This is a genomic window from Dyella sp. (genome assembly GCF_035685805.1).
Classification (GTDB): domain Bacteria; phylum Pseudomonadota; class Gammaproteobacteria; order Xanthomonadales; family Rhodanobacteraceae; genus Dyella_A.
Map to the genome: position 1 here is coordinate 1 of NZ_DASSAB010000058.1, position 12,835 is coordinate 12,835.

The window sequence follows — 12,835 nt, forward strand, 5'->3', positions numbered from 1 at the left end:
CATCAGCTTGCGGTCGAAGTTCTCCACCGCCCGCTCGATCCGCCCCGGCGGCTTGCTGCGCTCCGGCTCGTGGGTCAGCAGGTAGGCGCACAGCGCCGGCGTCAGGGTCAGCGAAACCAGCGCCGAGATCACCACCGCCGCGGTCAGCGTCACCGAGAACTCGCGCAGCAGCATGATCAGCATGTTGTTGCCGAACAGCAGCGGCGCGAACACCGCCACCAGCGACAAGGTGATCGAGACCACCGTGAAGCCGATCTCGCCGACGCCGGTCAGCGCGGCCTGCAGCGGGGTCTGGCCGTTTTCCATGTGGCGCACGATGTTCTCGATCACCACGATCGCGTCGTCCACCACGAAGCCGATGCACAGCACCAGCGCCACCAGCGACAGCGTGTTGAGCGTGTAGCCCAGCGCCCACATCGCCACGAACGCGCCGGCCAGCGACAGCGGCACGCTGAGCATGGCGATCAGCGTCGGGCGCACGCGGCGCAGGAACACCAGCATCACCAGCGCCACCATCGCGATGGAGATCAGCAGTGCCACTTCCACCTCGTGCAGCGCCGACTTGGTGGTCTGGGTCAGGTCGAACACCGGCGTGATGGTGACGTCGGCCGGCAACGCGCCGCGCAGCTGCGGCAGCTTGGCGCGGATCGCCTCCACCGTGGCCACCGCGTTGGCCTCCGGCCGCTTGCTGATCTGCATGCCCACGGTGGTCATGTTGTTGAACCACGCGCCCTGGTACTTGTCCTGCTGGCCGCCATACACCTTCGCCACGTCGGACAGGCGCACCGGCGTGCCGTTCTTGTTCGCGATCAGCAGCCGTGCGAACTCTTCCGGCTCGTGCAGCGCGTCGTTGGCGAACACCGTCATCTGGCTGCGGCCATTGCTCAACGTGCCCTGCGGCGACGTCACGTTGGCGGCGCGCAGGGCGTTGCTGACGTCCGTCGGCGTGAGGCCCTTGGCGGCCAGTGAAGCGTTGTCGAGCTCGATCCGCACCGCATGCGGGGTGCCGCCGAACACCTGTACCTGGGCCACCCCGGGGATCTGCGACACCGCGGGCTTGAGCAGGGTGTCGGTGAGGTCGAACAATTTGTCCTGCGGCAGCCCGGTCGAGGTGAGCGTGATGAACAGGATCGGGATGCTGGCGGTGTCGAACTTGAAGTACTGAGGCGGCGCCGGCATGCCGCTGGGCAGGTCCGGCGCGGCGGCGTTGATGGCCGCCTGCACGTCGCGTGCCGCCTTGTCGGCGCTGCGATCAAAGGTGAAGCGCACCATCACCGAGGCCGACCCCTCGCTGGCGTTGCCGTACATCTCGTCGACCCCGGGAATGCGTCCGAGGTGGCGCTCCAGTGGCGCCAGCACGGTGCTGGCCATGGTCTGCGCGCTTGCGCCGGGCTGTTGGGCGATCACGTAGACGCCCGGGAACTCAAGCGACGGCAGCGCCGCCACGCCCAGCAGCAGGTAGGCACAGATGCCCGCCAGTACCAGCCCCACGGCGAGCAGGGAGGTACCGACCGGGCGGCGGATCATCGGGGCAAAGATATTCATGGCGCTTCCGTGGGCCGCTGGCAGCGCGGCCGGCCGGCGCGAAGTTGCGCAAGCCTCTCGGACAGGGCCCGGGCCGCAGGGTTCAGAGTGTGGGACATGCGCGCTTTATGCCCGCTGTCCCCGCACAGTGTATGTGCCTGAAGTCCCCACCGTGTCGAAAGGCAGGGGCCGCTGCGGAACCGGCCGGCGGGTGCTCCGGCTCATCGCGGCCCCGGCAGCACGCCATCGCCCAGGTGGCCGATGGCGTGCACGCCGCGCAGCGGGCTCGCGCTGGGAACCGCTGTCGGCCCGCCGTCCGCCCCGCCTTGCGCGCGGTTCTGGCTCAGGAGCGTGGGCGATAGCGCAACGTCAGGTACCAGCTGCGGCCTGGCTGGTTGAAGTAGTAGACGGTTTCGTAGCGTCGATCGAACGCGTTCGCCAGTCTCCCCTCCAGCGCCCAGCCCGGCGCGAACGCATAGCTGCCGCGCAGGTCGAGCGTGGCGTAGCCGCCCAGGCGATGCACGTTGGCGACGTCGTCATAGCGCGCGCCGGCCGTGTTCCAGGTGGCGCCGGCGGTGAAATCGCCGAAGCGGCGGTCGAGATCGATCCGCACCGTGCGCTCGGGTCGCCGCGGCAGCCAGTGGCCATCATTGGGTCCGCCGTCGTCGTTGCGCGGCTGCTGCCAGGTCAGGTAGCCCTGCCAGCGCCAGCCGGCGAGCGTGCCGCCCAGCTGGCCCTCGACGCCGCGGATGCGTGCGTGGCTGATGTTGAGCGGGAAGTAGTTGCTGTCCAGCGCAATCAGCTCGCTGATACGCGTCTGGTACGCGTTCACGGCCCAGTTCCAGCCGTCGCCCTGCTGGGTCAGGCCCAGTTCGGCGCTGCGCGAGGTTTCCGGTTTCAGGTCCGGGTTGCCGCTGCCGTAGGGGTAGTACAGATCGTTGAAGGTGGGCGCATGGAAGGCGCTGCCGTAGCTGGCCGACAGCCGCAGCCCGTGATCGAGCCGGTAGCCCCAGGCGGCGGCGCCGGTGTCGTGGTTGCCGAACTGGCCGTTGTGGTCGTGGCGCGCGGACAGCTGCAGCTCGTTGTGGCCGAACGTGCCTTGGTATTGGGCAAAGATGCCGGTGTCCTGGCGCGTGCTGGCGAGGTAGCCGGTGTCGCTGGACAGATGCTCTTGCTGGTAGTCGGCGCCCAGCGTGAGCAACTGGTTGTCGGCGACGCTGAAATCGTTCTGCCATGACGCCTGGTTGCGGCGCGAATCGGAGTAGCGCAGATAGACGCCGTCGTTGTAGGTGGTGGCCTTGTCCAAGTTCTGGCCCGCGCCCACGGTCACCTGCCAGAACGACAGCGGCCGGAAGCTCAGGCGTGCGCCGGCCACCTGCTGCACATTGAGCGCCTGGTTGCCGTAGGGCGCGCCGTCGAACTCGACGTAGTTGCGGCTGCGCAGCCAGGTGCCGGCCAGTTCCGTGCCGCCGTCCCAGCGGTAGCCGACGTTGGCCAGGGCGTTGTAGTTGCGGTAGGCATCCTTGTCCGGCTCGTTGGCGAAACAGCCGGCGAACACGGTGCCGGCGCCGTCGCGACAGGCGTTGATGCCGCGGGTGTACTGCCCGCCCAGGCTGAGGTTGTACCAGGCGTGCCGATCGCCGCCGGACAGGCCGACCTGACCGCCTGCGGTGCCGCGGCTGCCGGCTGTCACGGCCAGTGACGGGGCGAGCCCGCCATCTGTCTGGCCATGCCGGGTGAACACCTGGATCACTCCGCCGATCGCGTCGGCCCCGTACAGGCTCGACCGCGGCCCGCGTACCACCTCGATCCGCTCGATCTGCTCCACCGGAATCTGCTCGAACGCCGCCAGCCCCGCGCTCACCGTGCCCACGCGCACGCCGTCCACCAGCAGCAGCGTGTGCGAGGAGTTGGTGCCGCGCAGGAACAGCGAGGTCTGCTCGCCCATGCCGCCGGACTGCGCGAAGGTGACGCCGGGCAAGCCGGTCAGAACGTCCATCAGCGAAGTCGGCTGCAGCCGCTCGATGTCCGCCCGCGTGATCACGCTCACCGACGAGAGCGCGTCGTCCACGGTGATCGCGGTGCGCGTGGCGGTGACAATCACCGGATCCATCGGCGCGCCATCGGTCTGCTGGGCGCTGGCGTCACGCACGCTCGGGCCAATGAGCGCGAACGCCACGGCGGTCGCCAAGAAAATCCTGTTCATTGCTGTATTCCTTCGCCGTGCACCCGCGCGCGGCTCAACAAGGGAGTGAGCTGGCAGGACATCGTGGGGAGCAAACGCACGGCCGCGGATGCGCGGCAGAGCCACGATCCGTACCGCAGCCTCGCCCACCGCGAGCCGCCAGGACAGTCGAATCGGGCCGGTCTCCGGGCTTGCGAGCGACACGCGGCGCACCGCGCGTACCGGACCACGCCTTCCCATGCCTGCGGCACAGTGGCTTGTGTGACCCGGCGAATTCACTCGCCTACCGTTGCGGGGGCAGCGCCGGACTGGTTGCGCGCGAACGCGCGACGCACCGGCTTCCCGTTTCATCCCTCGCCATGAAGCAGCAGGGACACCCAAAACAGCGCGCACGCTACCGTCGACATGCTCCGGGCGCAAGCGGTTCAGTGGCTGATCGTTTCGCTCTCCGCCACAAACGGCCGGCAGGCGGCCGACTGTCGTGGGAATGGCATGAGGGCGAGCTGTTCCTCCCAGAGGCCTCGCAAGAACATAAAGTTTTTGTTGACGCAAGCTTTTACAACCACTTAAGGTCGGGAGTAAGTCACGTCTCGTCACGCTCGTGGGGCAAGGGCACGTGCAATGAAGGGGCGCTTTCGCAGGGTCCTCGACGATGTGACTTGAAGTTCGGCGCGGCCTCCACGGTGCGTCTTTCGGCCTTCCGGCCATTTTGGGGAGAGTCCTTCTAATGAGTAATCGCAATCAGAGCCGCGCGATGCGGCTGCGTCACACCGCACTGGCTATCGCGCTCGGCATGAGTCTCACTGGCGTAGCGATGGCACAGTCGCGATCGGCCGGTACCATCTTCGGCAACGCTGAAGCCGGGGCCCAGGTCACCATCAAGAGCAAGGACACGGGCCTGACCCGCACCGTGACGGCCGATGCCTCCGGTCGCTATGCCGTGTCGGAACTTCCGATCGGCACCTATGTGGTCAACACCACGCAGGGCACGCGCGACAACGTCCAGGTCGGCGTTGGCGGCACCGAGGTCGACTTCGTGGCCACTGACCTCGGTCAGGTCACCGTATCGGCGAACTCCCTGCCCGCAATCGACGTGAGCTCGGTCGATACCAGCGTCAATCTTTCCTCGACCGTGCTCAACCAAGTGCCGATCGCACGCGACGTGACGCAGGCTGCCGTGCTGGCGCCGACCGTGATCAAGGGCGACTCACGCTACGGCAACTCGGTATCCTTCGGTGGATCGGCTGCGTCCGAAAACGCGTACTTCATTAACGGCTATCCGGTCACCAACTCGCTGACCAACATCGGCTCCACGACCCTCCCGTTCGACGCCATCGCTTCCGAGCAGGTGATCACGGGCGGCTACAGCGCCCGCTACGGTCGTTCGACCGGTGGCGTGATCAACGTGGTGACCAAGTCGGGCACCAACGAGTGGAAGTTTGGCGGGCTCGTTACCTGGACACCTGACAGCCTGCGCGCCAGCCGCAAGGACATTTATCGTCCGACCGATACAGGCCTGGCTTCGGCCGGTGAGCTCTATCGCGACTACAGCAGCTACACCAACAACGACTTTACCTACGGTGTATATGCCAGCGGTCCGCTGATCAAGGATCGCCTGTTCATCTACGCGTCGGCCGAGTTCGACAAGCAGGCCATCGAGTCTAACGGCATTGAAACCGCCAACCCGGACACCTCGTTTGCCACCGATCACTACACGTCGCCGCGCTGGCTGACCAAGATCGACTGGAACATCAACGACAGCAACATCCTTGAGCTGACCGCGATTTCCGACAAGACGTCGCAGACCAACTCGCTGTACAGCTACAACTACGCCGACCGCACCCACGGTACCGAGAAGGTCGGTGGCTATGGCTACAAGGACGGCGGCGAGACCTACATCGGCAAGTACACCACGTATTTGACTGACGACATTACGCTGAGCGCCCAGTACGGGCGTCAGGAAGTCGGCCACTACTCCGCGCCGTTGGGCTATGACCCAAGCCAGGTGTACGTGCGTGACGACCGTCCGGTCGGCGCTGCCGATATCATTACCGGCAATCAGCCGTATCTGACGATCAACAACCCTGACGCCAACGACAAGACCGACGGTTACCGGATCGACTTGGAGTGGCGCCTCGGTGACCACGATCTGAGTGCCGGCTATGACGTCTCCAACGCAGAGTCTTTGGCCGGGAGCAACACCTCCGGCCCCGGCTACGCCTGGTTCTATGCGCACACCGACGCCGGTGACATTCCGCAGAGCGGCGGCCTTACCACGACGCCGAACAGCGACTACGTTTACCGCTACGTGCAGGCGAACGGCGGCAGCTTCAAGGTCGAGCAGAAAGCTTACTATGTGCAGGATCGCTGGCAGGTTACCGATCGCTGGTTGCTCTCGCTTGGCCTGCGAAATGACGGGTTCAAGAACTACAACTCCGACGGCATCGAGTACGTCAGCCAGAAGAACCAGTGGGCGCCGCGTCTGGGCGTGAGCTGGGACGTGAACGGTGACTCGTCTCTGAAGATCTACGCCAACGCCGGCCGCTACTTCCTCGCGCTGCCGAACAACGTGGCTGTGCGCGGTGCAGCGGGTTCCACGCTCACCAACGAATACTTCACCTACACCAGCGTCGACCCGGTAACAGGTGTGCCGCAGGGTCTGACCGCGCTGGGCAATGGTCCGTACTCGTCCAACAACGAGTTCGGCCAGGCTCCTGATCCGAAGACCGTGGCTGCAACGAACCTGAAGTCGCACTACCAGGACGAATATATCGTCGGCATGCAGCAGCAGCTGGGTTCGAGCTGGAACTGGGGCGCACGACTGCAGTACCGCGACCTGAAGTCTGCCATCGACGACGTTTGCGATAACCGCCCGGTGCTGGAGTACATGGCGGCCAACAACATCGCCGTGGACCCGAACTACAGCTACTCGCCGGATTGCCGCCTGTTCAACCCCGGCGCCGACAATACGCTGCTGCTGGATATCCCGGATGCGGCGGGCAGCACCGATCTGGTGGCCGTGCCGTACACCAAGGAAAACACCGGCATGTACCTGAAGCGCCGGTACCTGGGTCTCGAGGTCTTCCTCGAGCACCCGTTCGACGGCACCTGGTACGGCAAGGTCGACTACGTGCTTTCGCACAACTGGGGCAATGCCGAAGGCCAGCTCGATTCGGACATCGGCCAGCAGGACGTCTCGCAGACCGTGCTGTTCGACCACCGGGAGCTGATGGCGTACGGCGGTGGCGATCTGCCGAATGATCGTCGCCACGTGCTGAAGGCATACGGCTTCTATCAGGTGACCCCGGAGTGGCGCGTCGGCTCCACCCTGATCGCCCAGACCGGTCGCCCGAAGAGCTGCCTCGGTTACAACCCCGAGGGTAGCGAGTTCTTCTACAACTACCTCGACTACGGTCGTTACTACCACTACTGCGACGGCAAGGCCGTGCCGCGTGGGTCGGCCGGTCGCCTGCCGACGGACGTCACGCTCGGTCTCAACGTCGGCTACGTGCCGCGCTGGGCGCCGGGTCTGGACATCCAGCTCGACGTACTGAACGTGTTCGACAAGCAGGTTGCGCAGAACGTGGAAGAGCGTGGCGAAAACGGTGGCCAGGGCGTGATTGCGAGCAATCGCTATCAGGTCATCAGCTACGACGCACCGCGTTCGTTCCGCCTGACCGCGCGGTACGACTTCTCGCTGTAAACGTTGGTTGAGACGGGCGGACCTGCTCCGTCCGTCTTATCCTCCCCATTTGGGCCGCCGATCTGGCGGCCCATTTTTTTGCCGCCAGGCCTCCAGAGAGCTCTTCCTGCCAAGAACCACGCTCTCCATCTATTCAAAGAAGCAACGTGCTGTCGCGCTCGGCGGCGCTCAATCCGTATGCAGCTCGGCGACGAAGTCGTAGATGTCGCCGCGGTACCACGAGCTGGTGAATTCCACCACGCGGCCGTCGTCGAGAAAGCTTCGCCGTTCGATGCTCAGGCCGGCGCTGTTGGTCGCCACGTGCAGCAGGCGGGCGTGCTGGGCGTTGAGCAGCACCGCGCGCAGCCGCTGCAGTGCGCGGCGGGGGCGGAAGCCGCGAAGTTCGAGGGCTTCGTAAAGCGAATCCTCCACCAGCGCAGGGTCCGGCAACAGAGCGGCGGGCACCACGCTGCGCTCGATCGCCAGCGGCTCGTCGCCGGCGTAGCGCACCCGATGCAGCCGCACCACCGCCGCTCCGGGCGAGAGGCTCATCGCCATCGACTCTTCCGGCGAGACTTCGCCGATGCCCCGCTCGAAGAATTCCGAGCGCGGATTGAGGCCGCGCGCGCGCAGATCCTCGGTGAAGCTGGTCAGTCGCGACATCGGCTTGATGATGCGTTCGGCCACGAACGTGCCGGCGCCATGCCGCTGCGTCAGCAGGCCTTCCTCGACCAGCCCGGCGATCGCCTTGCGCACGGTGACCCGGGACAGCTCCAGCGCGCTCGCCAGGTCGCGCTCGCTCGGCAGCGCGTGCCCCGGTTCGATATCGCGGTGTTCCACCACCGTGCGAATGGCCTGGCGCAGGCGCAGGTACGCAAGCGGCTGGCGCGAGCCCGGGTCGCGGCACAGCCGGCGGTATTCTTTGGCGAGGACGGTTTCCATGCCACGACCATACCAATTTCGAACCAATGGCCGCAAGCCGCGCTGCAACCAACAGGCCAGTTGTCCCTGACTAAGCCGGGCTGGCTGGAACATCAGCGTTGCAAACGAATACATCGCAGGTGTTGTCCATTCCGAAGCGCCCGGTCTGGTGCGTTCTGGTATGAAACTGGTAGCATCAATGGCATCGTTGAAGGCCGGGCATGAAACCCGCGCGTGCGACCCCTTCCCTGCAGGCATGAGGTATCCGCTGTGAGCTCTTCCAATCCACAGGTCCACGCGTTCGACCTGGTGATCTTCGGCGGCACCGGCGACCTCGCCGCACGCAAGTTGCTCCCGGCCATGTTCCATCGGTTCCTGGACGGCCAGCTCCCCGACAGCAGCCGGATCATCGGCATTGCCCGCGAGTCGACCGACGACGAGGGGTACCGGGCGCAGATGCGCAAGGCACTCAGCGAGGGGCACGCGCCGGATCCCCAGCAGCTGGAGGCGTTCCTGCAGCTGGTGCATTACCGCCCGCTGGACGCACGCAAGGACGCCGGCTGGGACGACTTTGCCGCGATGGTGGGCGAGCGCCCGGACAACGTGCGCGTGTTCTACCTCTCGACCTCGCCCGATCTGTTCATCGACATCTGCACCCGGCTGGGCCACTACGGCCTCAACCGGGGTGAAGCGCGAGTGGTGCTGGAGAAGCCGATCGGCCGCGACCTGGAGAGCGCCAACCAGATCAACGACGCCGTCGGCCAGGTCTTCAGCGAGTCGCAGACGTACCGGATCGACCACTATCTCGGCAAGGAGACGGTGCAGAACCTGCTGGCGCTGCGCTTCGGCAACGCCCTGTTCGAGCCGCTGTGGAACGCGGCGCACATCGACCACGTGCAGATCACCGTGGCCGAGACACTTGGCGTGGGCAACCGTGCCGCGTACTACAGCCGCGCCGGCGCACTGCGCGACATGGTGCAGAACCACATGCTGCAGCTGGTGTGCATGGTGGCTATGGAGCCGCCGTCATCGCTCTCGCCGGACGCCGTGCGCGACGAGAAGCTCAAGGTGCTGCGTTCGCTCAAGCCGATCGACGAATCGAACGCCGCCCAGCTCACCGTGCGCGGCCAGTATCGTGCCGGCGCAGCCGACGGGCAGAGCGTGCCCGGCTATCTGGACGAGCTCGAGGGCGGCAAGAGCCATACCGAAACCTTTGTGGCGCTCAAGACGGAAATCGCCAACTGGCGCTGGGCCGGCGTGCCGTTCTACCTGCGCACCGGCAAGCGTCTGCCCGAGCGCGTCTCGGAGATCGTGGTGGCATTCAAGGCCGTGCCGCACTCCATCTTCGATCCGTCCGCCGGCGCACTGGCGCACAACCGGCTGGTGCTGCGGCTGCAGCCGGACGAGGGCGTCAAGCTGTGGCTGACCATCAAGCACCCCGGCCCGGGCGGCCTGCGCCTGCGCCACGTGCCGCTGGACATGAGTTTTGCCGAAGCCTTCGGCGTGTCGCAGCCCGATGCCTACGAGCGCCTGCTGCTGGACGTGGTGCGCGGCAACCCCACGCTGTTCATGCGCCGCGACGAAGTGGAAGCGGCATGGCGCTGGGCCGATCCGATCCTCGAGGCGTGGTCCGCCAGCGGCGAGGCGCCCAAGCCATACACCGCCGGCACCTGGGGACCAAGCGCCTCGGTGGCGCTGATCGAGCGCGATGGCCGTACCTGGAACGAGGATGGCGAGTAGCTCCGCCGCGCGGCCGGCACGCAGGGCGGTTCACCCGCCGCTGCCGATGCACAGCCTACGCTGCCGCTCACCCACGCCGCGCGCATCGGCAGCGCCCGCCGCGGCCCCCAGCGCGCTGCCTCACGGACTCCCATGTTGAACCTCGCTACCCACAACTTCACCGACTGCCACGCGCTCGCGGTGGCGCTCGCCGAGCGCCTGGCGCAGCAGCTGCGCGAGGGCATCGCCGCACGCGGCCGGGCCTTGCTGGCAGTGTCCGGCGGCAGCACGCCACAGCATGTCTTTGCCGAGCTGTCGCGCGCGCGACTGGACTGGTCGCGCGTGCAGGTCACGCTGGTGGATGAGCGCTGGGTGCCCGAGAGCCACCCGCGCTCGAACGCACAGCTGGTCAAGTCGCGCCTGCTCTGCAACGAGGCGGCAGCGGCCACCTTCGTGCCCTTGCATGTGGATACGCCGGCGCCGGAGCAGGGCCTGGCCTTGCTGCGTCCGCTGATCGATGCGCTGGCGCTGCCGTTCGACGCCGTGGTGCTGGGCATGGGCGAAGACGGCCACACGGCTTCCTTCTTCCCCGGCGGCGACCGGCTGGCCGAGGTGCTCGATCTGGACGGCGCCGAGCGCGTGCTGCCGATGCGCGCCCCGGGCGCGGGCGAGCCGCGCATCACCTTCAGCCTGCCCACGCTGCTGCAGACGCGGCTGCTGGTGCTGCATATCGAGGGTGAAGCGAAGAAACGCGTGCTGGGCGAGGCGCAGCTCGGCGTCGGTGAGGCCGCGCACTATCCGATCCGGGCGGTGCTGACGCAGCCCCGTGTCCCCTTGTCGATCTACTGGTGCCCCTAGGGCGCCCAGGCGTGCGTGATCGGGCGCTGTCCCGCCACGCGTTACAGGAGTGATGTGATGAGTTCCCTGCACCCCGTCGTCCGCGAAGTGACCGAGCGCCTGCGCGAACGCAGTCGCGACTCGCGCGCGGCCTACCTGGCGAAGATCGCCGCCGCGCGCGGCGACGGCACGCATCGCCAGCACCTGTCGTGCGGCAACCTCGCGCACGGCTTCGCCGCCTGCGGTACCGACGACAAGGCCGCGCTGCGCGCCGGTCGCGCGCCGAACATCGGCATCGTCACCGCCTACAACGACATGCTCTCGGCGCACCAGCCATACGAGCGCTATCCGGAACTGATCCGCCAGATCGCGCGCGCCGCCGGTGCCACCGCGCAGGTGGCCGGCGGCGTGCCGGCGATGTGCGACGGCGTCACCCAGGGCCAGCCGGGCATGGAGCTGAGCCTGTTCTCGCGCGACCTGATCGCGATGGCCACCGCGGTGTCGCTGTCGCACGACATGTTCGACGCCGGCCTGTACCTGGGCATCTGCGACAAGATCGTGCCGGGCCTGCTGATCGGCGCGCTGGCGTTTGGCCATCTGCCTGGCGTGTTCGTGCCCTCCGGCCCAATGCCCAGCGGCATCACCAACGAGGCCAAATCCAAAGTGCGCCAGGCCTATGCCGAGGGCAAGGCCAGCCGCGAGGAACTGCTCGAGGCCGAGGCCGCCGCCTACCATGCACCCGGCACCTGCACTTTCTACGGCACCGCCAATTCCAACCAGATGCTGATGGAGATCATGGGCATGCACCTGCCCGGCGCGAGCTTCGTGGCGCCGGACACGCCGCTGCGCGACGCGCTCACCGCCGCGGCAGTTCATCGCTCGGTGGCGATGAGTGCGCTGGGCGACAGCTACACGCCGGTCGGACACATCGTCGACGAGAAGTCGGTGATCAACGGCGTGATCGGCCTGCACGCCACCGGCGGCTCCACCAATCACCTGCTGCACCTGGTGGCGATGGCCCGCGCGGCCGGCGTGGAACTGCGCTGGGAAGATTTCGATGCGCTGTCCTCGGTGGTGCCGCTGCTGGCGCGCGTGTACCCCAACGGCTACGCCGACGTGAACCAGTTCCACGAGGCCGGCGGCATGGCTTTCCTGATCGACCAGCTGCTGTCGCAGGGCCTGCTGCACGCCGACGTGAAGACGGTCAACGGCACCGGCCTGGACGGCTACGCCCAGGTGCCGGTGCTCGACGCGGTGGGAAAGCTGGCCTGGCAGAAGGTTTCCGGCGAGAGCGGCAACCGCGGCGTGCTGCGCGCGATCAGCGAACCGTTCCGTGCCGACGGCGGCCTGCGCCTGCTCGACGGCAACCTCGGTCGCGGCGTGATCAAGGTGTCCTCGGTGCCCGACGACCGCATGGTGATCGAGGCGCCGGCGATCGTCTTCAACGACCAGGACGAGATCCGCGGCGCCTTCGAGCGTGGCGAGCTCAACCGCGACTTCGTCGCCGTGGTCCGCTTCCAGGGCCCGCGCGCCAACGGCATGCCGGAGCTGCACAAGCTGACGCCGACGCTGGCGGTATTGCAGGAGCGCGGTTTCAAGGTGGCGCTGGTCACCGACGGCCGCATGTCCGGCGCCTCCGGCAAGGTGCCGGCGGCGATCCACGTCTCGCCCGAAGCCGTGTCCGGCGGCCCGATCGCCAAGCTGCGCGACGGCGACCTGGTGCGCGTCGACGCCAACAGCGGCGAGCTGACCGCGCTGGTGGCGGAGGCCGAATGGGCCGCGCGCGAGGTGGTTTCGGCCAACCTTGCAGGTAATGATTTCGGCGTCGGCCGCGAACTGTTCGCCGGCATGCGCACCTTGGCCGACGTCGCCGAACACGGCGCGATGACCTTCCACCACCCCCTGTGGAGAGAGTGAAAGCAATGGATGCACTGACTCTGTTACGCCAAAGCCCGGTGATGCCGGTG

The 12,835-nt window shown here is 67.0% G+C and carries 7 protein-coding genes and 1 riboswitch; of the genes, 4 read left to right on the forward strand and 3 right to left on the reverse strand.

The window, feature by feature from the left end:
* Both VFG40_RS16625 and btuB read right to left on the reverse strand, forming a co-directional pair.
* Nucleotides 1-1,545 (reverse strand): efflux RND transporter permease subunit (locus VFG40_RS16625; protein ID WP_324899585.1); only part of this gene is annotated, 1,545 nt, incomplete at its 3' end.
* Between the two features lie 322 nt (nucleotides 1,546-1,867).
* A complete protein-coding gene (gene btuB, locus VFG40_RS16630; protein ID WP_324899587.1) occupies nucleotides 1,868-3,730 on the reverse strand; it encodes a TonB-dependent vitamin B12 receptor in 1,863 nt (620 codons plus the stop codon).
* A gap of 138 nt (nucleotides 3,731-3,868) precedes the next feature.
* A riboswitch (cobalamin riboswitch) is annotated at nucleotides 3,869-4,105 on the reverse strand.
* 331 nt (nucleotides 4,106-4,436) lie between these two features.
* On the opposite strand from btuB, the gene VFG40_RS16635 reads away from it, so the two are divergent.
* Nucleotides 4,437-7,412 (forward strand): outer membrane beta-barrel protein, encoded by a 2,976-nt coding sequence (locus VFG40_RS16635; RefSeq protein ID WP_324899589.1) that lies wholly within the window; start codon nucleotides 4,437-4,439, stop codon nucleotides 7,410-7,412.
* 168 nt (nucleotides 7,413-7,580) lie between these two features.
* On the opposite strand, the gene VFG40_RS16640 is transcribed toward VFG40_RS16635, so the two are convergent.
* Nucleotides 7,581-8,333 carry a GntR family transcriptional regulator gene (locus VFG40_RS16640; RefSeq protein ID WP_324899591.1) on the reverse strand — a complete coding sequence of 251 codons (753 nt, stop codon included), beginning with the start codon at nucleotides 8,331-8,333 and terminating at the stop codon, nucleotides 7,581-7,583.
* Between the two features lie 249 nt (nucleotides 8,334-8,582).
* Here VFG40_RS16640 and zwf point away from each other — a divergent pair, with 249 nt between their 5' ends.
* The 3 genes from zwf (at nucleotide 8,583) to edd (ending at nucleotide 12,785) form a co-directional block, all read left to right on the forward strand.
* Nucleotides 8,583-10,052 carry a glucose-6-phosphate dehydrogenase gene (zwf, locus tag VFG40_RS16645; protein WP_324899593.1) on the forward strand — a complete coding sequence of 490 codons (1,470 nt, stop codon included), beginning with the start codon at nucleotides 8,583-8,585 and terminating at the stop codon, nucleotides 10,050-10,052.
* Nucleotides 10,053-10,184: 132 nt separating this feature from the next.
* Entirely contained in the window at nucleotides 10,185-10,889 is a 705-nt protein-coding gene (gene pgl / locus VFG40_RS16650; RefSeq protein WP_324899596.1) for a 6-phosphogluconolactonase, read from the forward strand.
* Nucleotides 10,890-10,946: 57 nt separating this feature from the next.
* On the forward strand, nucleotides 10,947-12,785 hold the full coding sequence (gene edd, locus VFG40_RS16655) for a phosphogluconate dehydratase (protein WP_324899598.1): 1,839 nt from the start codon (nucleotides 10,947-10,949) through the stop codon (nucleotides 12,783-12,785).
* Nucleotides 12,786-12,835 lie beyond the last annotated feature (50 nt).